This is a genomic window from Arthrobacter koreensis (assembly GCF_009193255.1).
GTDB classification, from domain to species: Bacteria; Actinomycetota; Actinomycetes; order Actinomycetales; family Micrococcaceae; genus Arthrobacter_B; species Arthrobacter_B koreensis.
Window position 1 is genome coordinate 562,773 of the sequence record NZ_WACG01000002.1, and the last position, 26,733, is coordinate 589,505.

24 protein-coding genes are annotated in these 26,733 nt (G+C 62.5%); 11 read left to right on the forward strand and 13 right to left on the reverse strand.

From position 1 onward, the window contains the following. Positions 1-33 precede the first annotated feature (33 nt). Together GD628_RS09530 and aspS are read right to left on the reverse strand one after the other, a co-directional pair. Positions 34-3,252, reverse strand: a complete 3,219-nt coding sequence (locus GD628_RS09530) for a M66 family metalloprotease (RefSeq protein ID WP_152274534.1) — start codon at positions 3,250-3,252, stop codon at positions 34-36. A 241-nt stretch (positions 3,253-3,493) separates the two neighbouring features. After that, positions 3,494-5,275 carry an aspartate--tRNA ligase gene (gene aspS / locus GD628_RS09535; RefSeq protein WP_193313236.1) on the reverse strand — a complete coding sequence of 594 codons (1,782 nt, stop codon included), beginning with the start codon at positions 5,273-5,275 and terminating at the stop codon, positions 3,494-3,496. A 128-nt stretch (positions 5,276-5,403) separates the two neighbouring features. On the opposite strand from aspS, the gene GD628_RS09540 reads away from it, so the two are divergent. Then, on the forward strand, positions 5,404-6,708 hold the full coding sequence (locus tag GD628_RS09540; protein WP_193313237.1) for an APC family permease: 1,305 nt from the start codon (positions 5,404-5,406) through the stop codon (positions 6,706-6,708). On the opposite strand, the gene GD628_RS09545 is transcribed toward GD628_RS09540, so the two are convergent. The 6 genes from GD628_RS09545 to GD628_RS09570 form a co-directional block, all read right to left on the reverse strand. After that, complete coding sequence (locus GD628_RS09545) at positions 6,705-7,706, reverse strand: adenosine deaminase (RefSeq protein ID WP_152274537.1); 1,002 nt, start codon at positions 7,704-7,706, stop codon at positions 6,705-6,707. The two genes, GD628_RS09540 and GD628_RS09545, sit on opposite strands and share 4 nt — an antisense overlap. Before the next feature lie 52 nt (positions 7,707-7,758). Then, a complete protein-coding gene (locus tag GD628_RS09550) occupies positions 7,759-8,844 on the reverse strand; it encodes an NAD(P)H-dependent flavin oxidoreductase (RefSeq protein WP_152274538.1) in 1,086 nt (361 codons plus the stop codon). 64 nt (positions 8,845-8,908) lie between these two features. Continuing rightward, positions 8,909-9,115 (reverse strand): helix-turn-helix transcriptional regulator, encoded by a 207-nt coding sequence (locus GD628_RS09555; protein ID WP_152274539.1) that lies wholly within the window; start codon positions 9,113-9,115, stop codon positions 8,909-8,911. Beyond that, complete coding sequence (locus GD628_RS09560; RefSeq protein WP_091604535.1) at positions 9,115-9,576, reverse strand: hypothetical protein; 462 nt, start codon at positions 9,574-9,576, stop codon at positions 9,115-9,117. Before GD628_RS09560 ends, GD628_RS09555 begins: the two co-directional genes overlap by 1 nt. Positions 9,577-9,686: 110 nt before the next feature. Then, positions 9,687-10,271, reverse strand: a complete 585-nt coding sequence (locus GD628_RS09565) for a hypothetical protein (protein ID WP_152274540.1) — start codon at positions 10,269-10,271, stop codon at positions 9,687-9,689. Positions 10,272-10,374: 103 nt separating this feature from the next. After that, positions 10,375-10,776, reverse strand: coding sequence for a hypothetical protein (locus GD628_RS09570; protein WP_152274541.1), 402 nt, complete (start codon positions 10,774-10,776; stop codon positions 10,375-10,377). A gap of 260 nt (positions 10,777-11,036) precedes the next feature. Here GD628_RS09570 and GD628_RS09575 point away from each other — a divergent pair, with 260 nt between their 5' ends. Continuing rightward, the gene (locus GD628_RS09575; RefSeq protein WP_226802459.1) at positions 11,037-11,645 is read left to right on the forward strand and encodes a hypothetical protein; all 609 of its coding nucleotides are present in this window, start codon (positions 11,037-11,039) and stop codon (positions 11,643-11,645) included. A 35-nt stretch (positions 11,646-11,680) separates the two neighbouring features. After that, the gene (locus GD628_RS09580) at positions 11,681-12,352 is read left to right on the forward strand and encodes a maleylpyruvate isomerase family mycothiol-dependent enzyme (protein ID WP_091604524.1); all 672 of its coding nucleotides are present in this window, start codon (positions 11,681-11,683) and stop codon (positions 12,350-12,352) included. Here the strand turns inward: GD628_RS09580 and GD628_RS09585 are convergent. Further along, entirely contained in the window at positions 12,349-13,299 is a 951-nt protein-coding gene (locus GD628_RS09585; protein WP_226802460.1) for a DMT family transporter, read from the reverse strand. The genes GD628_RS09580 and GD628_RS09585 overlap by 4 nt on opposite strands. A 147-nt stretch (positions 13,300-13,446) precedes the next feature. Here GD628_RS09585 and GD628_RS09590 point away from each other — a divergent pair, with 147 nt between their 5' ends. The 3 genes from GD628_RS09590 (at position 13,447) to GD628_RS09600 (ending at position 16,129) form a co-directional block, all read left to right on the forward strand. Then, on the forward strand, positions 13,447-14,364 hold the full coding sequence (locus GD628_RS09590) for a LysR family transcriptional regulator (protein WP_152274543.1): 918 nt from the start codon (positions 13,447-13,449) through the stop codon (positions 14,362-14,364). Between the two features lie 379 nt (positions 14,365-14,743). Further along, the gene (locus GD628_RS09595; protein ID WP_141653660.1) at positions 14,744-14,974 is read left to right on the forward strand and encodes a hypothetical protein; all 231 of its coding nucleotides are present in this window, start codon (positions 14,744-14,746) and stop codon (positions 14,972-14,974) included. 273 nt (positions 14,975-15,247) lie between these two features. Then, positions 15,248-16,129 (forward strand): EamA family transporter, encoded by an 882-nt coding sequence (locus tag GD628_RS09600; RefSeq protein WP_226802461.1) that lies wholly within the window; start codon positions 15,248-15,250, stop codon positions 16,127-16,129. Positions 16,130-16,691: 562 nt separating this feature from the next. Here GD628_RS09600 and GD628_RS09605 read toward each other — a convergent pair. Then, positions 16,692-17,330 carry a Type 1 glutamine amidotransferase-like domain-containing protein gene (locus GD628_RS09605; RefSeq protein WP_152274544.1) on the reverse strand — a complete coding sequence of 213 codons (639 nt, stop codon included), beginning with the start codon at positions 17,328-17,330 and terminating at the stop codon, positions 16,692-16,694. Positions 17,331-18,079: 749 nt separating this feature from the next. On the opposite strand from GD628_RS09605, the gene GD628_RS09610 reads away from it, so the two are divergent. Then, on the forward strand, positions 18,080-18,382 hold the full coding sequence (locus GD628_RS09610; protein ID WP_152274545.1) for a hypothetical protein: 303 nt from the start codon (positions 18,080-18,082) through the stop codon (positions 18,380-18,382). Between the two features lie 1,113 nt (positions 18,383-19,495). Further along, positions 19,496-20,197 carry a hypothetical protein gene (locus GD628_RS09615; RefSeq protein ID WP_091604500.1) on the forward strand — a complete coding sequence of 234 codons (702 nt, stop codon included), beginning with the start codon at positions 19,496-19,498 and terminating at the stop codon, positions 20,195-20,197. A gap of 48 nt (positions 20,198-20,245) precedes the next feature. On the opposite strand, the gene GD628_RS09620 is transcribed toward GD628_RS09615, so the two are convergent. Continuing rightward, positions 20,246-20,554 carry a hypothetical protein gene (locus GD628_RS09620; RefSeq protein ID WP_091604498.1) on the reverse strand — a complete coding sequence of 103 codons (309 nt, stop codon included), beginning with the start codon at positions 20,552-20,554 and terminating at the stop codon, positions 20,246-20,248. A 1,172-nt stretch (positions 20,555-21,726) separates the two neighbouring features. Between GD628_RS09620 and GD628_RS09625 the strand changes: the two genes are divergently transcribed. After that, positions 21,727-22,275 (forward strand): hypothetical protein, encoded by a 549-nt coding sequence (locus GD628_RS09625; RefSeq protein WP_152274546.1) that lies wholly within the window; start codon positions 21,727-21,729, stop codon positions 22,273-22,275. A gap of 710 nt (positions 22,276-22,985) precedes the next feature. Next, positions 22,986-23,561: a hypothetical protein gene (locus GD628_RS09630; RefSeq protein WP_141653658.1), complete on the forward strand. Its 576-nt coding sequence runs from the start codon at positions 22,986-22,988 to the stop codon at positions 23,559-23,561. A gap of 30 nt (positions 23,562-23,591) precedes the next feature. Here the strand turns inward: GD628_RS09630 and GD628_RS09635 are convergent, their stop codons facing one another. After that, positions 23,592-24,059: a hypothetical protein gene (locus GD628_RS09635; RefSeq protein WP_141653659.1), complete on the reverse strand. Its 468-nt coding sequence runs from the start codon at positions 24,057-24,059 to the stop codon at positions 23,592-23,594. A gap of 905 nt (positions 24,060-24,964) precedes the next feature. Continuing rightward, entirely contained in the window at positions 24,965-25,309 is a 345-nt protein-coding gene (locus tag GD628_RS09645) for a hypothetical protein (RefSeq protein WP_152274547.1), read from the reverse strand. Between the two features lie 904 nt (positions 25,310-26,213). Here GD628_RS09645 and GD628_RS09650 point away from each other — a divergent pair. Continuing rightward, complete coding sequence (locus tag GD628_RS09650) at positions 26,214-26,690, forward strand: hypothetical protein (RefSeq protein WP_141653657.1); 477 nt, start codon at positions 26,214-26,216, stop codon at positions 26,688-26,690. The last annotated feature ends 43 nt before the right edge of the window (positions 26,691-26,733 follow it).

Consider the following 26,733-nt stretch of genomic DNA (forward strand, 5'->3'; position numbering starts at 1 on the left):
GCTGCCTCCGGACGCGCACCACCGGGGGCTCAGCTAGGCATCAAGTCCCACCCGGAACAGCACAGCCAGACTGTCGGAATTCAGTGCGGCCAGTCCCGGATTCGCAGCTGCCTGGAGTCCGGTCCAGATTTGGTTTGCGCCCGAGTTCTTCGCGTACATGCCGGCGAATCCCCGGTCCCGGTAGAAGTCGAGGTAGCTCGAGACGGCGCTCTTGATGTGCCCGTCAGCCTCCGGAAGCCATACCTGGGATCCGTCAGCCGGTGCGCACGGCGCTGCCTTTACCGGAGTTGCCGGCACCAGGCACAGGTCGGGGCGGGCCTGGCTGTGGATGGCGCCGCGGGTGTCCATGAACCAGCGCTGCTCATCCGTATCCGCGCAGGCGTTCTTGCTGATGGGCACGGTGACGCCGAGGTCCTCCCCCAACACCAGGCAGTGGCCGTTGTTGACCTGCAACCGGCTGCCCTCCGGCAGGTACTTCTCGGAGCTTTCCATGAATCCATTCGCGGCCAGGAGGGATTTGAGCTCTGCTGCGGCAGCCGGGTCCCCGGCTTCAAGGCCTGCTCCGTTCACCCGGATAAACGCGTCCGTTGACGCAACGGCGAAATCCAGGCCGGCGATAGTAGCGAGACTGGCCGCGCTCAGCACGGCCGTCCCGGGGCTGCCGGCCGCAGCCAGCCCGGTCCAGACCTGGTTGGAGCCGTTTGTCCTCCCGTACATTCCCGCAATTCCCTGGTTGCGGTAGAAGTCCAGATAGCTCGAGACAGCGCTCTTGAGGTGTCCGTCAGCTTCCTGGATCCACACCTGGGCTCCCGACGTCCGGGCACACGGGGACGTGCTGACCGGCGTTCCGGCCACCAGGCACAGGTCAGGACGCAGTTCGCTGTGAATGGCTCCGCGCGCATCCTGGAACCAGCGCTGGGCGGCCGTGTCGGCGCACAGCGTTTTGTCCTTGGGCACGGTGACGCCGAGGTCTTCTCCCAGCACCAGGCAGTGGCCGCCGTCTACCAGCAGGCTTCCACCCGCAGGGAGCACCCGGGTGGTGCTCTCGGTGAAACCGGCTGTGTCCAGCAGCGAGAACAGTTCAGCGGTCACGGCCGCATTCCCCGACTCGAGCGGCTCCTGGTTGAGCCGGATGAAAGCGTCCACCGAGGCGGCGGTCTCCGTCTGCGCCAGGACAGAATCGGCGATGTCCCGGGCGGCCGGACTGAGTCCCCGCAGATCGTCCTTCCAGCTCGCCAGGAGCACGGTTCCCTCGGTATCCAGCACCGGCGCCGCGCGGCCTGCTACGGCCTGCAGCTTCGCCTCAAGCTCCGGCAGCTCAACGGCCCGCAGGGCTTCGTACCCGGCGTCCTGCCCAATCACCACGGCGGGACGCAGCGGTTCCTGGTTCGGCGCAATTGAAATCGAGTTGCCCAGCTTGGTGGTTGTCCCGTTGATGCGGCAGTAGATCGATGCCCCGGACGGCTGGTCGGAATGCGCCAGGTTGACGTTGAACTGCTTGACACCGTCGCTGGCCTGCAGCGCGGTCCTATCCACCCGGCCGTCGGCGAAGGTGACCTCAAGCCAGCAGCGGCGGGTTGAATCCGTGGTTGCGGTATCCGCCTGCGGAAGGCGGAAAACGTTGCCGTAGTTGCTGCGGAACGCGGGGTAGAGGACTGTTTGCTCCGGCTTCGCAGGGTTGTACCCGCCCAGCAGGGTGTAGACCGGAACCCCTACCGCTGTAGGCCGGGGAGCCGAAAATGCCGGTGTCTTCACCTTCGCATCGACATACTGACCGGCGGCGGCGTCCCAGTCCCGGTAGCCGCTGGGATAGGCGAGGTCCGGAACCACGGTGCGCAGGGAGCGCTGGGTGATGTCGGTGCTGTAACCGGTGACATGGGTGTAGCGGGAAAGGGTGCTGGAATTGCTGCCGCCGGACATGGTGTCACGGTGGTAGTTGTAGATCCCCTGGTAGTTTTGGCTGAACTTTCCGGCGCTTAGGTCGAATCCCTCGGCCGTGAAAGCGGTGTTCGAGGACAGGTTGGACCGCATCCGGTCCCGGTAGGCAATGTAGCCCCAGCCGCTTTCGCTGTGGTGGCTCGCATTGATGACCCGTTCGTCGCCCTGCTTGGACGTGTCGACCCCCGGGTAGTGCCCCAGCCCGTAGGAATGGCCGAGTTCGTGGCTGAGCTCGTTGCCCACCGAGTCATACAGGGTTGCCATGCCGTTGCCGCCGCTGAGTCCGTGCCGGTGTACCCCGTTGGCGTAGTTTCCGGCGGAGTGGTGGATGATCCGCTGGTTGAACGTGCCGGGCTGCCTCTGGTCCATGGGTCCGCTGGTGGTGCCGAAGTTAGCAAGGTTTATGCCCGTGCTCACCTGGGCCTTGCCAACGTTCTCCCGCAGGTCCCCGGAATAGACATCGCCATTGACGGCGCTCTTTTCCTCGTAGACCGTTCCGGACGCCACAATGACCTTATCCAGGCGTACCGGTTCGTAAATGGCCATGGTCAGTTTTGATACCGGAATTGTCTGGAAGTAGTCAGACCCCGACTTCTCGGGCTCATTGAACATGTAATGCCCGCTGGATTCCGGATAATCGGTGAGCATGCCGAGCTGAATGGAGCTGATCACCATTTCCGCCGGTGCCGCGAATTCGATGCCCGCACGTTCCAGCACCCCGCTGCCCTTGTCCGTTTCGAAGGTCAGTTCAAGTCCGGGCTTCATCCAGTTCCAGGGCAGCTCGGCGGTCCAGGCTGTTGAGGAATAGGCGACGTCCGGCCTGTTCTGCGTGATGTCCATGTCCGAGCGGGGAATCTGTGCCGGCGGTGCCAGTTCCATAGTTCCCTGCAAGGCTCCGTTCACGGTGGCCGTGACGCTGGCCCGCGCTGCCCCGGACTCCGGAGAGAAGAGGACCAATGCAGCCCGGTCCGTCACCAGTGACGGCATTCTTGCCGCAGTGTTGCCGGCAGGGTTGATCGTATGGCTTTGGGCGAATTGGACCTGGCCCCGGAGGACGCCGGCGAGGTCGTTCCGTAGCTCGCGCGGGGCTCCGGACGCCGTCGTGTCGTAGAAACCGGCTATGTCGAGCGGGAGCTGCGATTCCGTGGAGCCGGTGGCTGCAGTGTCCTTCCCGGGGGTTTGCGGTATCTCCGTGGCGAATCCGGTGATGCCCAGGACCAAGGCGGCGCTCAGCGACGCCGTGGTCAGGCGGCTGCCCAGGGAATGTGTTTTTGGTGCGGTGCGATGTCGTTCTCGCGCAGGTTGAGACTTCATTCGTATTCCTAGCTGGCCCGCGGTAATTCGACGATGCGGCAGGTAGCCGGGTGCGGACAGAAAATTATCGCCTTGAGGACACTACGAATGAACGATGGGCCGCGGGAATAGTAAAGACCGAAAAACGTCCGTTGAGTGGCACATTAGCCCAATACACAAAGTACGCTTCCCATTTAGCATGGACCGGAAAACACAAATACCCGGCCACCGAATCGGCGGCCGGGTATTTGTCTGGATAAGGCTAGGAGGCTGGCTTGTCCTGCTTCTTCTCCGGCTTGAAGTCCACGCCGGCTTCCTTGCGCTGCTGGGCGCTGATCGGAGCCGGAGCGGAGGTCAGCGGATCGTAGCCGCCGCCGGACTTCGGGAAGGCGATGACGTCGCGGATCGAGTCGGCGCCGGCCAGCAGCGCCACCACACGGTCCCAGCCGAAGGCGATGCCGCCGTGCGGCGGAGCGCCGTACTTGAAACCTTCAAGCAGGAAGCCGAACTGTTCCTGGGCGGTCTCCTCGGAGATGCCCATGACCTTGAAGACACGTTCCTGCACGTCGCGGCGGTGGATACGGATTGAACCGCCGCCAATTTCGTTGCCGTTGCAGACGATGTCGTAGGCGTAGGCCAGGGCGGAGCCGGGATCGGTGTCGAAGGTGTCCAGGAACTCGGGCTTCGGGGAGGTGAAGGCGTGGTGCACTGCGGTCCACTCGCCTTCACCGGCGGCTACGTCCCCGGCTGCCACTGCTGCGGCGGCGGGCTCGAACATCGGGGCGTCAACGATCCAGACGAATGCCCAGTCCTTCGGGTCGATCAAGCCGGTGCGGTGGCCGATTTCAACGCGGGCAGCGCCAAGCAGGGCACGGGCTTCGGAAGTCTGGCCGGCAGCGAAGAAGATGCAGTCGCCGGGCTTGGCGCCGACCTTTTCGGCCAGGTTCTCACGCTCGAAGTCGGTGAGGTTCTTGGCGACCGGACCGGTGAGGGTGCCGTCTTCCTGGACCAGCACGTAGGCCAGGCCCTTGGCGCCGCGCTGCTTGGCCCATTCCTGCCAGGCATCGAGGGTGCGCCGGGCCTGAGAGGCACCGCCGGGCATCACCACGGCACCGACGTAGGGCGCCTGGAAGACGCGGAACGTGGTGTCCTTGAAGAACTCGGTGAGCTCAGTCAGTTCCAGGCCGAAGCGCAGGTCCGGCTTGTCGGAGCCGTAGCGGGCCATGGCATCCGCGTAGGTCATCCGGGCGATCGGGGTCTGGATCTCGACGCCGATCAGCTTCCAGAGCGACTTCACGATCTGCTCGCCGAGGGCAATGATGTCATCCTCTTCGACGAAGCTCGCCTCGATATCCAGCTGCGTGAACTCCGGCTGGCGGTCGGCACGGAAGTCTTCGTCGCGGTAGCAGCGGGCAATCTGGTAGTACTTCTCGAACCCGCCCACCTGCAGCAGCTGCTTGAACAGCTGCGGGGACTGCGGGAGCGCGTACCAGGAGCCGGGGGCCAGCCGTGCCGGGACCACGAAGTCGCGGGCACCCTCGGGAGTGGAGCGCGTCAGCGTGGGGGTTTCGATCTCCACGAAGCCCTCGTCGTGGAGCAGTTCACGGGCCACGCGGTTGGCCTCGGAGCGAAGCCGCATGGCGGCGGCGGGAGCCGGACGGCGCAGGTCCAGGTAGCGGTGCTTCAGGCGTGCTTCCTCGCCCACCTCCACGTGCTCGTCGATCTGGAACGGCAGCGGGTCGGAAGTGTTGAGGATGACGACGTCGTCCGCAATGACCTCTATCTCGCCGGTGGCGAGGGCGGGGTTCTCGTTGCCTTCGGGACGGCGCTCGACCTTGCCGGTGATCTGCAGGACGTACTCATTGCGCAGGCCGTGGAAGACGTCCTCTTCACGGACAACAACCTGGGCAACGCCGGAGGCATCACGCAGGTCAAGGAAGGCTACGCCTCCGTGGTCCCGGCGGCGGGCAACCCAGCCGGCCAGGGTGACAGTCTGTCCAATATGCTCGGCCCTCAGGGAACCAAGGGCATGTGTGCGCAGCACAGCAGTCCTTTCAACTTCGATTGGTTGCGGAAACCACCTGTTTCCGCCCATTGTGAGTAGAGATCTTCTTCGAGTTTACCGGTGTTCCCCGCGCTTCCCGGCCAAGGGCTGACCGATTGGAGGCCCGTTTGTCCGGCAATGCCGCCACTGCACGCCCGCTGGGCGGGTTCGACGCGACCACGGCAGGCATCGGTTCGATCATCGGCGCGGGCGTGTTCATTGTTTTCCCGGCCGCGGTGAGCGCGGACGGCGGGTCGCTCGCCCTGCCCCTGGTGATTGCCGCCGTCGTCGCCTATGCCTGCGGGGTGGCGATTTACCAGATCAGTTCCGCGCTGAATGAGGGACAGGCTAATTACGACGACGGCGGCACCCGGGCTGCGCGGGTGATCCTCGGTCCCACGGCGGCGTTCGTGACCGGCTGGGTGTTCCTGTGTTCTCGGCTGGCGGCGGCAGCGGTGGCGGCGCTGATGCTGGGAACCTATCTGGCACCTGGTCACGCCGTGGCGGTAGCCGTTGCCGCCGTCGTCCTGACTGCGGTCCTCAACCTGCTTGGCGCATCGCGCAGCGACTGGGTGTCCCGCTTCGTCGTGGCCTTCGTCGTTGCGGTGCTGGCCTTTGTGGCCGTGGTGGCGTTCAACTCGGATCTTCCCGGCGGCACCCCGAAGCTGGCGACCCTGCCGGAGCCGGGGTTTGCCGGACTCCTTGAGTCCTCCGCGCTGCTCTACTTCGCCTTCATCGGTTACGGGTATCTGGCTTCGCTGGGACCGCATGTCCGCTCGCCCGCGCGGAACATTCCGCTCGCACTGCCGGCCGCTATCGCCGTCGTCCTGGGTCTCTACCTGGTGCTGGGCCAGTCGCTGCTGGATTTCTTCGGGCCCGCGTCGCTCGCGGCGGAGCCTGCTCCGATCCTGGTTCCGGCGGCGGAGCTCAGCGGCGGCGTGGGCACCGGGGCAGTGCTGATCGCTGCGGCTGCCGCCGGGCTGGGCGCGCTGTCTGCCCTGAACGCCGGCTGCGCACGGATCGGCGCGGCCATGGCGGCGGAGGGCGAGCTGGCCCCGGTCTTCGGCCGCCGGCGGGCGCTGCTGCGCGGCCGCCCCGCAGTGCCGTGGGTCGGCATAACCGCAGGTGCCGCCGTCGTTGTTGCCCTGGTCCTGGCGTTCCCGCTGACCACGCTGCTGGGAGTCGCCGCGTTCACCGGCCTGCTGTACGCCGGCGGCACGGCGGTCATCGCGTTTACGCTGCGGAAGCGGCACTGGTACACGCCGCGGGTGCTCAACGTGCTCGGCATCGCCGGAGCCCTGCTGCTGGCGCTTTCGCTTCCGCTGCTGGATATTTCGCTGGGCCTGATGGCGATTGCTGCCGGTGCCATAGTGCGGCTGACCTTCCGCCGCGGCCGGGGCGATGCCGGCGGGAGGGGCCGGCCGGCCCCCTAGGCGATACCTTCTGCCAGAAGCCAGGCCTCGATTTCCGCGAAGAGCTCGGCCTTGCGCTGCGCAGAAGCGAACGACGCCGTGACGGAGTTCTCGGCGAGCCTGGCCAACTGTGCCGGGTTGAGATCGAAGGTCCTGCGGAGCACGGCGAAGTTGTCATCGACGTAGCCGCCGAAGTACGCCGGGTCATCGGAGTTCACCGACACGTTCAGGCCCTGTTCAAGCAGCAGCGGCAGCGGGTGGCTCTCCAGCGAATCAACTGCCTGCAGCCGCACGTTGGACAGCGGGCAGATGGTCAGCGGAACCTGCTCGCGCTCCAGCCGTGCCACCAGTTCCGGGTCCTCCATGCAGCGGATTCCGTGGTCGATCCGGTCTACCAGCAGCAGGTCCAGGGCCTGCTCGATGTAGTGGGAAGGGCCCTCCTCCCCCGCGTGCGCCACGAGCTTGAGGCCGGCGGCACGCGCCTGCTCATAGAGCGGCACGAAGTTCTCCGGCGGGTTGCCGAGCTCCGCAGAGTCCAGGCCGATGCCGATGATAGGCGCGTTCATGGCCAGCAGGTCTGCAAGGACCCTGGAGGCTTCTTCCTGCGGGCGGTCGCGCAGGAATGCTGCGATCAGCGCCGTGGACATCCCGAATTCCGCCTCGGAGGTCTCCAGCACGGCGGCCACGCCCTGGATGCAGGTTTCAAGTGCGACGCCGCGGGCCAGGTGCGCCTGCGGGTCCACCATCATTTCAACGTGCCTCACTCCGGCCGCTGCAGCGCGGGCCAGGTAGGCACGGGTCATGTCCGCGAAGTCCGCTTCGGTGCGGAGGACGTTCATGTTGGCGTAGTAGAGGTGAAGGAAGGACTGCAGGTCGGTGAACTCGTAGCGGGCACGGAGCTCGTCCAGGTCCGCGTAGGGCAGCTCGATGCCGTTGCGGGCGGCCAGGTCAAAGATCAGCTCCGGTTCCAGGGTTCCCTCAATGTGCAGGTGGAGTTCGGCGCAGGGCAGCTTGCTCAAGACGGTCCTCTCAGAAGTTCAACGGGCAGGCGCGGCGGGCCGCATCCTTCTTTCAGCCTAGGGTGCCAGGGCGGTCCGGACTATTCCGGCTCTCCTCCGCCGGCGCGTGAGTTTGGCTACCGTGTTCCATGAGCCAGGCGATGACCTGCCCTGCGGGAAGCTGCGGCGCGTTCCGCCAGCCGGTTCCGGCCCACAGGTGCAGGGTGTCGGCGTCGCCCGCTTTGCCGGCCGCCTGGCGCAGTTCCCGCGTGAGGTGGTGTACGGCTGGATAGGCAGTCGGGGCGGAACCGCCGTGACGTTCGGCGAATCCGTTGCGCAGCGCCCGCGCCGGCCTGCCCGTGAATGCGCGGGTAAGCACGGTCTCGGAGAACTCGCTGCCGGCCAGTGCGGAGCGGTGGGTGGGTGAGGTCCCGGCTTCGTCCGCCAGCAGCAGCAGGGTTCCCACGGCCACAGTGTCCGCACCGGCAGCCAGGAGGGCCTGGACAGCTTGAGGACCGTCGACACCGCCGGCGGCGATGACCGGCAGGCCGGTTGCTGCCCGCACTTCCCTGACCAGGTCTGCGGTGGATACCTCGTTGATCTGGCGGTCCGCGTCGAAGGTGGCGCTGTGGCCCCCGGCCTGCGGCCCCTGGACTATCAGCCCGTCCACACCGGCATCCTGTGCCTGGCGTGCCTCCGCGGGGGTGGTCACGGAAGCGAGGACGGTGGTTCCGGCCCCCTGCAGCGCGGCGATGTCCGCCGCTGCCGGCAGTCCAAAGGTCAGCGAGACGACGTCGACTGGATCCTGGATCAGCAGCTCAAGCTTTTCCTCCCAGAAGTCGTCATCGGCCACCGGCTGCTCGCCAAGAGTCAGCCCGTAGCGGTCCGCTTCGGGCTGCAGCCGCCGGGCATAAGCGCGAAAGGCAGCTTCATCTACGGGGTCCGGCGACGGAACGAAGAGGTTCACGCCGAATGGGTATCCACCGGCCCGGAGTTCGCTGATTTCCGCTGCGAGGGCAGCGGGCGTCTTGTAGCCGCCGGCCAGGAACGCAAACCCGCCGGCGTCAGCAACGGCTGAGGCCAGCGCCGTCGTTGTTGGTCCGCCGGCCATGGGTGCTGCGGCGATCGGCAGGCGGGAGGGAAGGATTGGGTCAGGCATCGATGGGCCTTTCGGGACGTCGGGAGTCTTTCGGCCATTGGGGCCTTGCGGGAGCTGCGCGGGCTCAGCCGGAGTAAACCTGCTCGGGGGTGAACAGGTCCTCGATCCGGCAGTCGAAGACGGCGGCGAGCCTGAAGGCAAGCGGCAGCGAGGGGTCGTAACGGCCCTTCTCGATGGAGATGATGGTCTGCCGCGAGACGCCAAGTTCGTCGGCGAGGTGCTGCTGTGACCAGCCACGCTCCGATCGGCGGAGGGTCAGTGAGTTCTCCATCAGGCCGCGGTTTTCTTCTGCCAAAGGTAGCGCACGCCGAAGTCCAGCATGGCGAAGGCAACCACACCGCCCAGAACCAGGCCTGCCGTACCTTCGGTGCCAAGGAACGTGAGTGCTGCGCATCCCAGTCCGCCCACCAGGAGGATGTCGGTGAACGCGCCGCTGGCGGCTTTGTCATACCACACGGACTCGACGGAGTCTTCGGGTTTCTTGAGTGCACCGGGGATGGTCGAGCGGTCCACGAGCACTACCCACGCCAGCACCGCCGCGATGGGCAGGGTAAAGACTGCCATGATGCCGAACGCCAGCAGCGGCCGGTCTCCGTTCCGCAGCACCATGAACAGCCAGCCCAGCGCGGCGGACACGAGGACGGCAATGGCCAGCGAAGCGGCCATCAAATGGGAAGTCCTGCCGCCGAACCGCGCACGGCCCCATTTGCTCCGGGTGTCTTCAACGCTCATCTGTTCGCCTTTCCTCGGTCCAACCAGCTGTCAAGGACACTGTACTGTCAAGCGACCTGTACGTAAAGTGTGTTTGACCATCAGTGTGTCGGCTACCGCATCCCAGACGCTCAGGACGGGGTTCCGGGACCGGATGCCAGGAGCTCGACGAGACTGTCCAGAGTTTCCGGACTCGCGGCGACCTGCACCCTCCCCTTGTCAGTGAGCAGGGTTACCACTTCATACCCGACGTCCCAGAGATACTTCCGTTCATTGCGCCGGACCTTCCGGCGTTCGGGAAGTACTTCCTGGACCACAAAGTCGGTTGCGCGCCCGGATGGCTCCAAATTGTCATAAACGGCGGGCTGGAAGCGCAGGGACCCCTCAGCGGGAGTCGCAATTCCCTGGTTCCATGTTCCGCTGAGCGATCCCGGCCGCGCATCCGGGTAGCGAAGATACGCTTTTGACTGTCCGTGTGCATCGAGCCGCTCCTTGGTCCTGCGAACGGTCCGCGATTGGAAGAATGCGGGGAGCCAGTAGACCAGGGAATACATAAGCGCCTGGAACAGTATTTCGGCAACGTCCAGGGATCCATTAGTAAGGCTCACTACGGTTGTGACCACCATGAGAAAGATCGCGTAACCCAGCACCACGGCCAGGTATGGATGCTGCCGTATCCAGGTCTTCGTTGCGCTGTTCCTCCGGGGCCCGTTCATCCGCGAAGTCTTACACAGCCGTCCCGCCGGTCAATACGTAGGAAGTGAGGGATCGGAGACGAGATATATCGGGGGGCTTCCTGCACAGATCCGGAATTGTGGATCAGCGGGACTCCACGGCGGCCGGGGTCTCCTGGGCGCCGCGGCACAGCTGTTCGTCGCGCTGGTCTGGGCTGAGCTCTTCCCACGCCCGGGCCTGCAGCCCGACGTCGGCTGCAGGGATACCCATGGCTATCAGCTGTTCGGGGGAAACCATCGCACTGTTCTCCGGGCCGATCAAGTTGCTCCGGTCCAGGTCAGCACCCGGACCATCAACGTAATCGGCGGAGCATGCGACAAACGGTTCGTACACCGCCGTCGCGGGATCGTCCGCCACCGCTGAAGGCGCCGACGCCGGCACGGCAGCAGTTGCCTGCCGGACTGAGTGGACCACGGATTGATCGGATGCGGGCATGGTGCCGATCCCGAGAACAAAGCCACCCACGAGCGAGGCTCCCACAATCATGCCTATTGACGGTATTCTTCTCACGGCGGTCCCCCATGGCCTCCCGCACCCCAGCGGTGCGACGGCCCCAGCCTAGCCCAGGACGGCTCGCTGTTGGTTCTGGCGCCGGCGGATCCCCGGCTGACAAAACGTAAAACCGGAAAAACAAGGGACATTTACAGGCTCACCGTGTTAATCCATAGTGGGGCATGGAATGGATGGGGATACTTCCCGAAGACGCACCGGACCCCCGGGTCGAAGAGGCCAAAAGCCTGACATTGATGCCTATCCCCGTGGTCGGTCTCGCATCCCAACCGACACTGGAGGACACGGATTCCGTCAGTGTGAACTCCATTCTGGATGAGACTGGGTACAGCGAACTGACAGCGAGCATCACCTATACCCTCTGGCGCAATCCGGACGACAGGTCGGACCCGGTGAACCGCGCGGATCTCGACGCCGAGACGCTGCAAGCGATCGAGGAAGTTCCGCCGTGGTCCCGGCCCGCCTGGCTGATTCAACAGGTGGAGCGAATGCGCTATCCCCAGCTGTGGGAGGCCGTGCGAACCACGTGGCAGCGCGAGCCAAGCGCTTCGCTCCAGGACCTCCTGGCAGACCACGTCAACCACATTCTGTCCAACCAGTACCGGGAGGAGCTATGGCCCGGCGGTGAACCCTGGGATCAGCGCGCACCCGTTGTCACGGCACGGATGGTCAACGGCCAGGCCCGAACCATTCTCGACGGCGCGGACGTCCCCGGTGCGGAAGTTGATACCGACCCGTTCGTTTACGGCATCGGTGCGCGCCTCCCAGGCGGCGTCGTCACCGCTGTTTTGCCGCGCGCTGAACTGAAGTGGATCCAGGTACGGTTTGAGACACGCAGCGAGTAACGAATCCCGAAACCGACAAGAAATGGGCGTTTCTTATGCCGCAAAAACAGCATGACCATCTGTGGGCGCTGGCACACGCCGAGCGAAAGGTTCTGGCAGACGCGCTGGCGAACCTCAGCCCGGTGCAGTGGCAGCACCGCACTCTGTGCGGCCAGTGGAACGTCGAGGAAGTCACAGCCCACCTCACCGCCGCGGCCAGCCTGAACCAGTGGCGCTGGCTGCGCAGCATGGTTGGCGCGCGGTTCCGGCCCGACGTGCACAACCAGCGCCGAATGGCCGAGCATCTGGGCAAGACGCCCGTGGAGACACTCGCCCGTTTCCGCGCCGTCATCACCAGCACCACGGCACCCTCCGGGCATACAGCGGCCTACCTGGGTGAGGTCGTCGTGCACGCCCAGGACATACGCCAGCCCCTGGGACTTCCCCACACAGCCCCTGTTGAGGCGCTGACGTCCGTGGCCGAATTCTTCGCGTCGCGCAACTTCACGGTTGAGAGCCGCACCCATACGGCCGGGTTGCGGTTACGCGCACAGGACGGACCGTTCGCGGCGGGCTCGGGTCCTCTCATCACCGGGACGACGCTCGCCCTCGTGATGGCCATGGCCGGCCGCGACGCCTATCTGGATCAGCTCGACGGCCCCGGAGTGCCGGTTCTCCGCTCCCGGCTTCCGGCCGCCGGTTCCGAAGCCGGCCAAACCCGCAGCTAACCGGCTCCACCCGGCTCTCCAATCTGGAACCGACCCTGCCGCGGCCGGTTGCGGCGGAGCCGGACTCGGTGGCGTGTTTCGGCCCGCAGCCCGAGGTACGTTCCGGCAACAATGAGGGCGGCGCCGAGGATGCCCGGGAGGCAGAGGGTGTCCTGACCAATGCTGAGTCCGATGAGCACGGCCCAGATGGGTTCGGTACCCATGAGGAGGCTTGCACGGGACGCTGAAGTCTGCTGGATGGCCCAGGTCTGCACGAGGAACGCGAAGACGCTGCAGGCCAGGCCAAGGTAGAGGACACCGAGCCATTGCGCGGAAGTGAACGTTCGGACGGCACTGAGGACACCGGTGGGATCGCCCACGGTGTAGACGAGGGCGCAGACGGCGCCCTGCACCAGCGTCAGGTTCAACGGACTGTAGGCGCGGCCCCGGGTGAGCCCGGAGACGGCAGTGACATGGATGGCGCGCACCACCGCAGCGGCGAGCATCAGGATGTCTCCGGGAGCCGGCGTCGCAAAACCGTCCCCGGAAACCAGCAGGCATACCCCGACGACGGCGATCACCGCGGCGCCCAAGACCATGCGCGGCAGTTTCGCGCGGAACGCGATGGCCTCGGTTATGGGGGTGAATACAACCACGAGACTGATGATCAGTCCGGCGTTGGTGGCACTGGTACCGGCAATCCCGTGGGTTTCCAGGATCAGCACGCTTGCCTGGGTGAGTCCGAGGACGACGCCGACGGCTGCTTCGCGGCCCCCGATGGTACGCCGGCTGCGGATCACCCAGATCAACCACAGGGCAGAAGCCGTGATGAGGAATCGCAGGGAGAGGATGACGGTGACACCGGCAGTATCGGTGAGCGATTTCGCCGCCAGGTAACTGCTGCCCCACACCACGGCGACCAGAAGGAGAAACCCGTCAATGCGCCGGGCAACGAGAAAAGAGCTCACCGGGCCGGAGCACCGCTTCCGCGTCGCGGGAGCCGGGAGCTTTGAGTACTTGAGAGGGGTTGGATTTGGGGGCACCCACTGAGTCTCACCCGTCCGGTTTGATTAGACGAGAGGGCAGTTTGTAAACCAATGGTTTAGTGTTCGCTTATGGATATCCATCAGCTGCGGCTGCTCAGGGAATTGGGCGAACGCGGAAGCCTGGCAGCGGTAGCGCGGGCCCTGCATGTCTCCCCCTCCGCGGTGTCGCAGCAGCTGACCGCTTTGCAGCGCCGGGTCGAGGTTCCCCTGACGGAACGCCGAGGGAGGAACCTGGTGCTGACCGGTGCCGGGCGGTCCCTGGCCGAGGCAGCAGCACAGATCAGCGTCGCAATGAGCTCTGCGGAACAGGCCGTGAGCCGTTATGTGCAGGACCCGACGGCGTCCGTGACGGCCTGTGCCTTCAATAGTGCCGCTTTGGCCTTCTTCGGCCCGCTGCTGGCTGATCTTGCCGGTGCGGATAATCCCCGCCTGCTCTGCCATGACCGGGACGTGGGACAGGATGAATTTCCCGCCCTGACGGCTGACTTCGACCTCGTCGTCGCACACCGGCTGCAGCACAGCCCGCCCTGGCCGTCCTCCCTGACGGTGATCCCCCTGCTGCAGGAACCCCTGGACATCGCCATGTCCGAGCAGCACCGTCTCGCTGGCCAGGCAGCGCTCAGCGTCGCGGAGCTCGCGGAACAGCAGTGGATATCGGTGCAGGACGGCTACCCGCTGGTCTCGGCCCTTGACAGCATCGCCGCCCACGCGGGCCGGCCCCTGAACATTTCGCATCGGATCAACGAGTTCTCCACGGCAGCCTCCATCGTCGCTGCGAGCGACGCAGTAGCACTGATGCCCCGCCACACGGCAGCGCCCCAACCCGGCAGCCGAGTTGTCCTGAAACCCCTCAGCGGACTTCAGCTCACCAGGCACGTTGATATTCTCTGCCGTCCCGAAGCCCTCCACCGGACCGCGGTCCAGAAGGTCGTTGCCGCGCTCCAGGACCGGGCAGAGCAGGCCAGCCGAACCGGGGCGCAGGGGTGAACGGGGCCCGGCAGCCGCGCGTCCTGGGCGGCACGGCAGCGGATTTCTCAACCACCGGCACGCAAAGTGGTCGACGCCGGGACAACCAGCGGCTAGATTGTCACCACCATTTATCACTCGCGGGGGACCCATGAGAAAAATTGCCATCAGCCCTGTGTTCGCACTACTGCTGCTTACAGGATGCAGTACAGCCACCGCAGGTGCTGCGGCTGGGCAGGCGACGTCTACGACAACACCGACGGGGAGTGCGGAATCCCCCAGTCCGCAAACCGTTCGGGCTACTGAAGAGCAGTCGTGCGTGGAACTCCTCGGCCCGGACGGGCAGGGCCCCTTGGGCCAGGTCATGTCAGCCGTGATAATCCGTGATGGCACATCAGGCATGGCCCTAAGCGCGGAGGATGCGCGCCCGCTGCACGGCGAACTCCAGGAAATCGCCGAAGCCGCGCCTGAGGACATCTCCCAGCTCCTGAAGGAGTTCTCCTCCCCCACCGAGAACGTCCTACGGAAAGCCGAAAACCCGGACGTGTCGTGGAACTTGAACGTGGATACCTGGACCTCAGCTGCCAGCGAACTCCAGTCCCGCTGCGAAGCGTACGTACCCTCAAACTAAACAGACCGTATGGCCGGAGCCCGTAGCACCCGCTGCGCAAGGTAAGCACAGCTACACTCCCGGCGGTGCCAGTCACAGTTGGCCTTGAACCAGTTCCACTAATACGCTCCCCTTATGGACCCGATGAGCAACCTGGGGTGTTCTGCCCGCCGAGGACCGTCCGCGCGCCGCTGACAGGCATCGCGGATTCTCCCCATCCTTTTCTGAGCGGCTGCCTGTCGTCTGACTTCCTTGTCAACGACCGGTCTTTCGGTCTGCCCAGAAATGGTAATCGTGTTCCACAATCTCTCTTCTCGTTCGCGCGCCCTGACGGGCGCAGCCTGCGTCATCATCGGTTCGATCAGCATCCAGATATCCTCGGTTCTGGCCAGCGGCGTCTTTGCCGTTGCCGGTCCCCTCGCCACGAGCGGGCTCCGGCTATGGCTTGCTGCCTTCCTCCTCCTCGCCATAGCCCGGCCCCGGATACGGAGGCTGGACTCGCGGGCCTGGTCGGGGATCCTGCTGTATGGGGCGGCTATGGCTGCCATGAACGTCCTGCTTTACAGCGCCCTTGAACGTATTCCACTTGGCTTGGCGGTCACTCTCGAGTTCCTCGGCCCGCTGGCCGTGGCCAGCCTCGGAGCCAAGGGTCTCATTGACAGGTGCCTGCCGGTACTGACCCTGGCGGGAGTCGCCGCCGCCGCGGGCGTCCAAACCGAACCCGACGGCTTCGGTGTCCTGTTCGGACTCGGGGCCGCGGTCGCGTTCGGAACCTACACGCTGATGGCAGGCCGGGTCGGTCAGGACAGCGCGGGCATTCAGGGACTGGCTTTGTCAGTGGGGGTTGCTGCCCTTTTGCTGTCACCGTTCTCCCTGCCCGCCGTGCCGAAGCTGGACACCGCAGACTGGGTGGCTGTGCTGATATCGGCCCTACTGGGAGTTGCCCTGGCTTACACGTTGGATTTCCTGGCCACAAAGCTCACATCTCCGCGTGTTGTCGGGACGTTGTTTGCCGTTGATCCGGCGGCGGCCGCCGTCGTCGGCGCTCTGGCGCTGGGCCAGGAACTGCCGGTTTCGGCGGTAGCCGGAATCGGCCTGGTCATCGCGTCGGGCGCCGCCATCATATGGCGAAGCGGCCGCACGTCCACGACGCCGCCGGGAGACGTTCAGCCGTAGAGTTGCGGGCACTGGCTGCGCGTCCCCAGCCAGTGCCCGCTTGTTCTTGTCTGCGACCACCCCCTGCCCTGAAAAACACGTGCGGACGGGATCCTTCGGCCCGGACGGTTCAACTCATAGCCCGGGATGTCCGGTGCCCTTGCCTCGGTCGCGCCAATATGTCGTTTCGCTGCTGCCGAACGAACCGTGCGACGCGGACCCCTATGGCCGCTGCGGCAAAATTTGTTTCGGTAACCAGTCCCGCTTCGACTTAGAGGCCACCACACTGACCGGCGTTTGGGTAACATCCAGACGCTGCAGCTTCGCCAGCACGCACCAGCTCTCAGAGATGACCGCGGCTGAGTAGCGGCGGCTATCCCCGGGAATGTTTCCTCCCTGCCAGCCATCGACAGGTGCCGGACACTACGCTTCGATGCTGGCAACCGAGTACCACAGGACTGCAGCAGGAGGATCCTCACCCGCTGAGTATTCTTACGAAGGTTCCTGGCGATCGACCGTAAAGACTCTCCACGTCGCCACTTCCCACAGCTGATCCTGCTGCTCAGCAATCACCCCATAACGCCTACTCGTTTTCAGAGGATTCGACGCAGCGTATATTTCCGTCTACGACGAGAAGTGCTTCGGTATCTGCCAGCATCGTCAGTCCGGGTGTGCCCTCGAATTGGTGAGCTACCGCGGTGATCGTTTCGGGCGGGTAGGGAGGCAATAGCCCATCAGCATGGGGCAGAATCACTGCGTCTACCAGGCTAAGCCCATTGAAGTTGTCTAAAGAGACTCCCTCGGTGTGTCCGTCGAGAGCGATCGCCGGCTCAATGTTTTTCCCCATAATCATCGCTCCGGCACTCGCTCCCATGTAAGGCAGCCCTGCTCGAATCCGTTCAATCAATACTGTGTCGGCACCGACGCGTCGCAGGGTCGCCATAAGGTAGTCGGCCATGCCGCCGGAAACATAGATCGCGTTCACCGTATCGAGCACAGCGGCAAGGTCAGCTGCAGTTCCCCTCCCGATTTTTACGGGCACTAGGGAGTATCCCAGTTCTTGAAGTTGGAGGCGTTCGCGTTCGACGAAGGGCACGTTCCCAAGAGGTACGGAGGCATCATCAATGTAGGCGATGCGTGTGGCTGCGCGGGCATCAAGACTCGGGGTATTTAAAAACCTGGGAATGGCGCCGATGAATCTAGAGAGTAGGAGCATCTTCATACATGCAGCCTACGAGGAGCCACTGACACGCTCAGGGGATAGTCGCTTCGAGTGAAAGTGAACGTTTGGTCAGCCAATCTCCCAGCCCACAGGCGACAGGTCGCCCAGAAACGGTGGTGTTAGAGACACCGGCAGCCGCGACCGGAAACGCCCGCAGTATCTGTCTCGTTCTTCGTATACCAAGGGAGGAAGCTGGAAGGTGTGCCAGTCAGGGATACTCAGCGCGAGACGCTGTCAGGGGTATTAATGACGCGGACACCGTACGGTGCATTACCTCTGGACATCTACGGGACGATCCTCTTCTTTGTCAGTGTCTTGGGCGGACTTACGCTCATCGTGGCCGGCCAACTTTGGGCAGCGGGCCACTCGCGAACCAAAGGAACACCGTTGAGACGCGAAAGAAAGGCTTGGATAGCGCTGATCGGGGTAGGTGCAGTTCTCATCGTGGGTGCCGCCCTCACTAATGATCACCCCATCAAGGAAACCATCGACAAAATCGGCGACGGCCGGGGTATGCGTGAAGCCATGGTCCAACCGATCGCTCTCAACCGCTTAGCTTCAATGCGGAGCTTCGGTAGCGTGCCGTGAGAGGCATTATTTGTTACGTTCACGAAATGGACGACGGTCAGGAGCAGACGAACAAGTCCGGTGTGGTCAGCTATAAGGCTGACTATCGGCCGCGAGGCAAGAACGACGCCGTGACGCACCGCCTCACCATAGGGGAATATGCCACTCTCAACGATCTCTGAGTGGCGCATGGCATCACGCTTTCCTTTGACGTGGAGGGACTCAAGGCGGTCGAATCAATGATTGCGAAACGAGGCCAGATCGAAGCCTCATTAGCTTCCGAGCTGGGGGTTTATTTGGCAGACGTACTGAGCGTGACCCTGCCGGATGCCAAGTGGGAGGTGAATGGGTATCAGCGCCCTGTCATCGTCATCGGAGAACTCAAGCGGTGGGACGTCATTGATTATGTTGAGCGGGTGGCGAACACTCGGATGGATGTTCTGTCTGCCGGCCTAGATTACGGACGTTCCTTCGCGGAGCAATGAGATGGTGCCCGTCCAACGCGAACGGGCACCATCAGTGAATCTGGTTGGGCAATCTATCCGCAGTCGAAGCGCTGTTCAGCAGTACGTTCTCCAGCCACCCACGCTGTGCCATCCAAAGTCAGGACCCCGTTCGCGGACCCCCGGAAGCCACTGAGGTTGCCCGCGCGTCATGCGTCCCCTGAGAGATCCCTCAGCGCGTTTACGGATCCATTGGAGCCGGTAGCGGGCGTGCGGTCAGTCGCCAGCGCTCCGGGGCAGTAAATCTCGATCTGCCCTCACCGGCACAGTGTCGAGGCGAAGGTCATCCATCAGTTGTCGAAAGAGGAATGGCTCGGCGGCCACGATCAAAGAGTCCGGATACAGCCGTCCACCCCATGCAAGACGCCGTTCGGCATCCCATGCGAACTCCGGGACCCTTCGCCCGGCCATCGCATCGTCAAAACTTACGTGTGCCTCGAAGTATTCGTCTCCGAAGACTCGCCCTGGCGAGTTCGTCCGTGGCGCTTCGGCGTATCCCATCCACCGAAGATATTGGAGCTTTATGGAGCCAATCGCGTCACGAAGCGCATTGGCAGTTTCCTCATCCAGCTCGCCCATGCAGGAGACGAGACCGCGAATGGATGGTTGTTCCTGGGCCATCCCCGCGGTCGCTTCAAACCAATCCAGCGAAGCGGATTGATCTTCTACGGAGACGTATCGGGACCATCGCACAATGTTTTCGGTCTCATCGAGAGAGGGCTCTCGAAAAGGAAGGAATAGGCGCAGCATCGGTAGGTCACGATGCGTTGACGGGATGATATCGCACGCGTAAGTGGCCCGGCCTGACTCTTCCAGTCCTATACTCCCGTCGTCCAACCTGAAATCTTAGCTCTGTGGGCATCAGGATTCTCTTCAGTGATTTTTCGAAGATTTCGAGCGGCTCTATTTGTCCGGGAACCTCAAGAGGAATTCTTCGCGCACGATGCCGAGTTGGATACGACGATCGCAACGCGTCGAGATGTTCCATTTAGGGATCCCTCACTGGGACAGCTCTGTCACCATGGCGTACCCCAGAAATCGATGCGTGGAATCCAACAGCTTCCCGGAGGAGCTAAAGGCAGTAAAGTGCGATTCATGACATTGGGGGATGCTGCACCAGTCCTTGATCGCAGGCCGTGGACGTTCGCCGGGGTGTGCGTGATGGTCGTTTCGCTGACACTGCTCGCTTATGGATCTTCCCAGGTGCCCGTGATCCAGCTACTGCCTTGGTACGTGGTCGCGTATCTCCTGATCGGTGCGTGCATCTTCTTTCCGACCGGAAGACTCACCTCGCTGCGACAGGCCGCGGCATTCCTGCTGCCAGGTACCCTACTCGTGGTCCTGGCCTTGTTGGATTTCGGCCTCTGGGCCGGTGGCTGGCTGCTTGGGCTGCCGGCCTGGGGGCTGCTGCTGAGCCGATGGACACCGGCAAACCCACTCCGCGTGCTGCAGGTTCTGAAGTTCTTCAGCTTGCTGGCGCTCGGTCTGGTCATCTTCACGTTGAACGTCATCTTCGTGGTCTTCAGCCTTGGATTATTCGTGTTGCCGATCATCCCCTTCGTCCGGCTGGTCGACCCCGCGTACCGCGTCCGGCCATTCCAGACTGGGGCCGAGGTTTTGCTGGGGATCGCGGTACTGGTGCTTGCCTTTGCAGTTCCCACTCCGGAAGGAACTTGGTCGTCGTCCTGGATTGAAGCAGGAGGAGCCGCGACAGCGGGGCTCATGATCGCATTCTGGGCCCGCGGGGTCCCACGCCGCTCCAAGCGCGCTCAGTTCAACAGCGGAGCCGTTGTCTGAACATCGCAGATCTCATCCTTGAGCACGACGTCTGGGGTGCCGGTGAGGCTACTCATCGTATTCCACGTCAGCGAAGGCTTTGACCTCTGATCGAAGCTGTTCGGCGACACTGGCACCCTCAGACTTCCAAGCCCGTTCCTTGGCGCGCGAACTCCAATCGTTCTCGTAAAGGGTCTCTGCATGCCAAGCGTCGTACGAGGCGCGGAGACGATCCGTTAGGGTTTCTGACAACCCGAAGTCATCCGGCTCCATTGTGTATTTGCTCGGGTGGCCGCGGGCGCTCTTCACCCAAAGTGGCCACCGGTGCCCGTAGTCAGGAAACAGGCGGATGACTCGACGGGCGGGGTCGTCTGACATGACCAAATACTAGCCCCAGGCCGGTGTCCTAACGCCGGCCTTTCCTGTGTCGATCGGACTCCCTGTAAGCCGATCCCTCAGTGCGAGACGCTGTCAGGGGTATTAATCACGCAGACACCGTACGATGCATAAGCGATGGACACCTACGGCACGATCCTCTTCTTTGTCTGCCTCTTGGGCGGAGTTGCGCTCATCGTGGCCGGCGCACTTTGGGCAGCGCGCCACCCGCGAACCAAAGGAAAACCGTTGGGCCGTGAAAGAAAGGCTTGGATAGCGCTGCTCGGGCTAGGTGCAGTTCTCATTGTGGGTGCCGTCCTGAGCTTGTAGGGTCCCGAATCCGTCCTCAGCGCCGAAGCGTCGCAGTGCACTTCCCGCAAGGGGACTACTCACTGTCCTGTGGAGTCCTGGCATAGACCGGGTCTGACCGAGTCTGGAAGATGATTCCCGTTATCAGCAGAGAAGTGGCGATCAGGCCAAGCGGCAGATCCACGTTGTAACCCAAGAGACTAACTACAAGGGGCGTCAGCACCGCCAGCGCGGACAGAAAGAAGAGCGCTCTTGCAACACATTTCATTCTGCGCTGTCGAATGACGGCGGCTGGGGGATATTCTTCCAATGACGCATCTCCTCTGCTTTCACAGGCTCGTCGACCGGTCATTGCAGAATGGTGCTGACGTTGTGCTGCGTGGCAGTTTCCAGGGAACCACCCATCATGTTTCCATGCCTAGGTGCCGCAGTAAGGGATCCCTGAGCGGGACACCTCCCGGCACGGTGATCAGGAGCGGAATTGGTCATCTGCATTTGTCTGGTGACCTGACTTCCTCATCACCTTGACTACAACGAGAACCGTCACGAAGAAAGCAAAAACCAATACGTAGGCCATTCGAGTAGGAGTTGGGTCGAAGGCAAAAATAATCGCTAGCAGGTACAGCAAACCAATTTGAAGCCAGGACGGATCACGGTATCTCCATCGCCTGCGGCCACTTGCCATAGCTGTACTCCGAGGTTGTTAGCGGCCTCTCCACAGGTTGGCCGGTGGTGACAATCTAGCCATTGATCGCCCGTATGGCGAGCAATCGTACGTCCTGTATGCAGGAACGGTCGGCGTGACCCGCTGAGGGACCCCTGATCGCGACACCACGCGCGCCAACGGGGAGGGGTAGGGTGCAGCCATGGACACGCCTTTTGGACGCAAAGAGTCCCTCAACCCCAATCCGGGTGTCATCGTGGAATTCATCCAAGCCGTCGTTGAGACTCCTTGGCCCTTAGGAACAGAGCAGCCCCGCAACTACTTTGAGCGCCTTGGATGCGAGCTTGGGCCTTCCGGCGGTTCTGATGACGAGACGCTACTAGGCGTGACCAGAGGGGCCTTCGTGATACCCCGTATCGCGACCATTAATGCTCTATGGGCGGCCATAGACGGATCCCTCTTCAGCCTCAACTTTTTCACCTACGCGAATGCCCGGAACGTCATTACAGCTGTCGATGCCGGATACGATGCTGTGAAGAACGGACTCATCGGCTTGTACGGACAGCCGCTTACAGAGCAGAAAGGCCCATCAGCTTATCGATCCGCTGACTGGGCGATACGAGACACCCTTGTCGAGCTGTACCTGCACGTCTTGCAGGCTCCCATGCTGCAAATTGGGCTCTGCCACCGGGAGCGCAATGCAGCCTACGAACACCGCATCGCGCAGAGTGCAGATAGACCGAGAGCTTAAGCACCCTCAGCAGCCATCGGCTGCGCCCGGTTAGGGATCCTTGAGCGAGACGCCCTCACGGAAGCTGTCACTCACTTACATACAGCTCGGATGTATGGGTGCCATTCCACGTTCGCGTTATCTCGCTACCTTCACACGAACCACGCGACAGAGGCTACTGCGGCTGTTACGGCGATCAGCTGGTAGATTTCCCGCACATACGACCGCATAGGGGCCAGTCCTACCAGAGCCGGCACAGTGGAGAGAGTCAACCATGACGAAACCAATCGGTACTTACATTAAACTGCGGCTTTCTTTCATGCTGCCGGCGTTCGTGATTGTTGCTGCCCTCGGCATTCCTGGTGCGATTTTTCCTAGCCACATAGCGGTGCTAACCGGGCTTATGCCCCTCGTAGTTTTCGCTGCGCTTATCAGCATGATGCTGACGGAACGGAAGCGGGGACATCGTAACCGGGACGGCTGAGGTTCGCGCCTGCAGAGTAGTGCTATCAACTGCTGCGGCTTTATGAAAGGTATCGCGTTAGCAGATCGGCTTACGCATCGGTTGCTAAGTGGATGCCCCAGAGAGCCGCAGCCGGGCGAACAGGAGTGGGCGAACATCATGCCGTGGGCGGCTTGACTGGTGGGGCTAGGCTTTGGACAATCTCAGAGGAAGTTCCCTGGATGCACCCTTCGGCAGAAGCAAGCCTGGCAAAGCGGGAGGTTATTTTGTGGACGACCCGGAAGAAGGGCCGGCACGGATGCGTCAACAAGACCTGAGTCCCGCGCCCAGAGGGTCGTTCGAGAAGCTGCAAGACGCGAATGTTCCCACCTACCTCTTGATCGTTATTCTTGTGTCGCTGTTTTCACCTCTACAGGAATCGATAGGATTTTGGCCCGCCTTGGCTACCGTCGTTTTGGCAGGTTTCGCGGCATTACAGCTAGTAGAACTGCTCCTACGGCCGGTGAAGAGAAAGCGGCTTGCGTTGGATGCGGAGCAAGGACTCTTCGAATGCGCCCATCGTGAGGAAGGATCAGCGCTCAGGCAAAACTGGGCTTTAGGGTACGTGAAGGCAGAGCCAGGCAAAGTGCTATTTCAAGCGAAGACGGGCTTCACCGGTTCTGTGGCGGGCTCAGTCGAAATCTATTCCGAGCCGCAGCTTGTTAGCCCGGCGGTAAGAGCGCCGTGGACGGTTTTCCCAGGAGGAAGCGTCATTGTTTTGAGCACGAACAAGGGAAGCATTGAACTCGCTGCATCCGCATCCAGCCTGAGCCTGCTCACCGAACGAGCCCTGAACGGTGACTGAACTAGCTCGGCGATTCTCACCGCAGGGCCGCTACTCATTCTCATTCCGCCGTGGCCCGAAAGATGTATCTGACAATGGAGCCCATGCATACCATCCGGAGCCATCCCTTCCGGTTTGCAGGGTGGCGGCCAAGGTATCGAAGGCAGCAACAGCCTCGGCGTTGCGGGCAGGACCGGACGCACGGAATATCCGGGCAGGCACGTCGTCCTCGTACGAGGCGAACTCGACGTCGTACCTCTCACCGAGTTCGTCGGCCACGCATTCTGCCAGCCGGTTGCCCTCAGCCGTAAACCGGTGGGCCGCCTCCGCGGACACCCACTCGAAGTCCTGGGTCATGGAAAGGTAATAGCGCTCTTCCCATAACTGGAGCGCGCGGATGAGTTGCTGCGTCAGGCCCGAGTCCTCATAGCTGACTGGGCCGCCGAACCAGAGCACCGTCCCGGCGTAGTCCGGGAACATCCGTACGGTTAGCCGGCGGCTCCTTTCCGGAGTTGTCATGTCAGGAGCCTACTGCCGCATTGGCACCGGTGCAGCCCGGCGATCTAAATCTCCGGGCAGATGTTGTCTGGGAGCGGTGCCCGTTAGCCGACCCAACACGAGCACCACCGCTGTCGTTGATCCCAAGATTGGGACCACTACAGATGCACCTAATACCGATATGGAGCTGAGGGACCGGGTCGACAGATAGAACCAAAGCCCAGCAGCAGCGCCCACGCCCCAAAGAAACGAGGACAAAGAACTCAAGGCCATTGATGTCCATCACGTCTACTCCCAGGTCATTGGTTTGCCCATCCTATGCTTTAGTGAACCGGGCCCTGACCGAGCACTTGGCAGCGGCGAACAACGCTGGGGCGTCCCACTGAGGGATCCCTGAGTGGAACACGGCATGTCGGCCAACTGGAACTTGACGCGTTTAGGACAGAAAGAAGTCAGACCGGAGGTAGATCCGAAGACCCCCACCACCTTCAACACGGCCGGTGCATGTCTTGCGCAACGTCCACACGTTCATCGGCTCGCAACGTTCCGATGCCAGCCCCAGATCGGCAACTAGAGACCTTGCAGTCTGCGGGGATTCGATTTCAACGTCCATTTCCCACCAGCAGCCTCCGGAGCCACAGAATTGTGAAACTTCTCCTGCCCTGCTGGGCGCGGGAATATTTCCGAACTCCGAGACGGGAGGAACAGCCCCTTCATTTACAGCGCTGAAGGCAACAGATCCCACCCAGGCGGCGAGAAGGAGACTGATAGCGAGCTTCACGGCGCGCCTTCGTCGTTGATGAGTTCTAAACCGGCCCCCGTGATCCATCATCGGCGAATTCCTTGGTTCTGCAAGCTTGCAGAGTTATTCGAAAGGCCGTGATCTCTCCAGTGACAACCCAGCTCCTCAAAAGCAGAATGACCGTTCAACGGGGTTCCTCCGTGAAATCGTCCTGCTGAGCAGCACGGCACAACTGCTCTTCGCGCGTTTCGGGACTCAAGTCATTCCATACGTGTTCCTGGGCTGTGACCTCTGATTCCGGCAGGCCCATGGCTCTGAGCTGCTCGGGTGGAACCATCACGCTGTTCTCCGGCCCGATCTGGTCACTCCGGTCCAAGACCGCGCTGGGACCGGAGGCATAATCGGCAGAACAATCGATGAACGATTCGTAGACCGCTGTCGCAGGATCATCCGTCAGTCCCGAGGCCCCCATCGACGCTATGGGAGCCATCACAACTGTGCCGGTCTCAGCAGCGGATTCATCCGACATGGGCGTCGTTCCTATTCCAAGGACAAAGCCACCCAAGATCGCTAGTACGACGATCATTCCTACTGACGGTCTTCTGTTAATGGTGGTCCCCCCTGACCAGCTGCCACACCCCATCGGTGCAACGGCCCCAGCCTAGCGGACGGTGCAGGACTCACCCCGAACATAAGCATTTGAGGGGTCCCATTAGCCGGTCCCTTAGCGCGAAAGCCCCGGATAGCAGTGCGCCTTCGGCGTTGAGCGGGTGTCGTTGAGCATTTTCTGACCTCGTCGGACGTGAGCTATGACCTGCTCGATCGTCTGCGTGCCATGGTTAGGAATTTCTCCTGTGCCCATTCTCGGACACGAAACTGCGGTAAACACTGGACTCCTCTCCGCGGACCCAATCACGCACATTCGACAGTGATGCTCAACTCTTGACGATTCGACTGGGAAGTGTCATGCTCCTTCGACACTTGACCACGTCATATTTGGGGGAATTATGCGTCGATCTTTTAAATCTAAAGCCCTGTCCGCTCTCGCAGTATTTGCAGTTCTGCTCGCGACCGGTCTGACGGCCGCACCGTCGTCTGCCGCAGGTCCAGTCGCGGACCCGGTTACGGCGACGAGCGGTGCCGCTGTGCCGGATGTCTCAACCGCCGCTTACCAGTGGACGACATTCGAGACAAACATGCAGTCAGAGGCGCATTGTCAATCGCTGATGAGCAAGATGAAGCCGGCCTACGGACCCAACTGGGTATGGAGATGTGGGTACTACTACTCATCCACGTGCCCTCCCCAGATACGCTGGGAACTGCAAATGGCACATAAGAATGGTGCAAACTCAGTTCCAGATTCACCCGTGACCCTCTTGGCACAGCCAGTGGTACAGGCTTGCTGAGCCGCAGATCACGGCGAAATGGGCACCATGGAGTTCCATACCCGGCAATGGCCTACGTCAGACCAGGTCAGGGAAACCATTGACGCCCTGACCCAATCGGCCTGTCCCAGTTCTGAAGCTGGCATTATCGATTTCCTGTCTATCCGTGGCATTCACACTGATGTCGGAAGTCGAGGCGGCACAGGGGACCTGGTTAGCTATGATTTCCATGCTCCTGGAACTCATTTCACGGGCCAGTGGCACATCGACGGCAGCTCGATCAGAGTTATCGCCACCTTTGGTGGTACACGTGCCGAGATAGAAAGCCATCTTGAGCTGTACAGGAGCGAACTAGTTCGTGTACTAGGCGAACCGGCCCAAGAGAAAGGCATGGCTCACGCTCCTCGCCTTGCCTGGCACCGACAGAAGCACGGCATCACCCTCGACGCCTTCTGGTCAGATCCACAACTGTCAGTTCTGATGCTGGCAGTCGAATTGAAAGACACGGATCCCTCCGGTCAATAGCTGTCAACCAGTAGCCAGGGGGAAGGCCGCTCCCTCCAGGGAG

Bases quoted from the DNA above. Each gene is read 5' to 3' on its own strand.
- GD628_RS09615 (WP_091604500.1), top strand. From the start codon at position 19,496: ATGACATTGGGGGATGCTGCACCAGTCCTTGATCGCAGGCCGTGGACG.
- GD628_RS09560 (WP_091604535.1), bottom strand. From the start codon at position 9,576: ATGAGCGTTGAAGACACCCGGAGCAAATGGGGCCGTGCGCGGTTCGGC.
- GD628_RS09575 (WP_226802459.1), top strand. From the start codon at position 11,037: ATGCCTATCCCCGTGGTCGGTCTCGCATCCCAACCGACACTGGAGGAC.
- GD628_RS09530 (WP_152274534.1), bottom strand. From the start codon at position 3,252: ATGAAGTCTCAACCTGCGCGAGAACGACATCGCACCGCACCAAAAACA.
- GD628_RS09570 (WP_152274541.1), bottom strand. From the start codon at position 10,776: ATGATTGTGGGAGCCTCGCTCGTGGGTGGCTTTGTTCTCGGGATCGGC.
- GD628_RS09605 (WP_152274544.1), bottom strand. From the start codon at position 17,330: ATGAAGATGCTCCTACTCTCTAGATTCATCGGCGCCATTCCCAGGTTT.
- GD628_RS09625 (WP_152274546.1), top strand. From the start codon at position 21,727: ATGGACACGCCTTTTGGACGCAAAGAGTCCCTCAACCCCAATCCGGGT.
- GD628_RS09555 (WP_152274539.1), bottom strand. From the start codon at position 9,115: ATGGAGAACTCACTGACCCTCCGCCGATCGGAGCGTGGCTGGTCACAG.
- GD628_RS09550 (WP_152274538.1), bottom strand. From the start codon at position 8,844: ATGCCTGACCCAATCCTTCCCTCCCGCCTGCCGATCGCCGCAGCACCC.
- GD628_RS09650 (WP_141653657.1), top strand. From the start codon at position 26,214: ATGGAGTTCCATACCCGGCAATGGCCTACGTCAGACCAGGTCAGGGAA.
- GD628_RS09645 (WP_152274547.1), bottom strand. From the start codon at position 25,309: ATGTCGGATGAATCCGCTGCTGAGACCGGCACAGTTGTGATGGCTCCC.
- GD628_RS09635 (WP_141653659.1), bottom strand. From the start codon at position 24,059: ATGACAACTCCGGAAAGGAGCCGCCGGCTAACCGTACGGATGTTCCCG.
- GD628_RS09580 (WP_091604524.1), top strand. From the start codon at position 11,681: ATGCCGCAAAAACAGCATGACCATCTGTGGGCGCTGGCACACGCCGAG.
- GD628_RS09620 (WP_091604498.1), bottom strand. From the start codon at position 20,554: ATGTCAGACGACCCCGCCCGTCGAGTCATCCGCCTGTTTCCTGACTAC.
- GD628_RS09565 (WP_152274540.1), bottom strand. From the start codon at position 10,271: ATGAACGGGCCCCGGAGGAACAGCGCAACGAAGACCTGGATACGGCAG.
- GD628_RS09595 (WP_141653660.1), top strand. From the start codon at position 14,744: ATGGCCCTAAGCGCGGAGGATGCGCGCCCGCTGCACGGCGAACTCCAG.
- GD628_RS09590 (WP_152274543.1), top strand. From the start codon at position 13,447: ATGGATATCCATCAGCTGCGGCTGCTCAGGGAATTGGGCGAACGCGGA.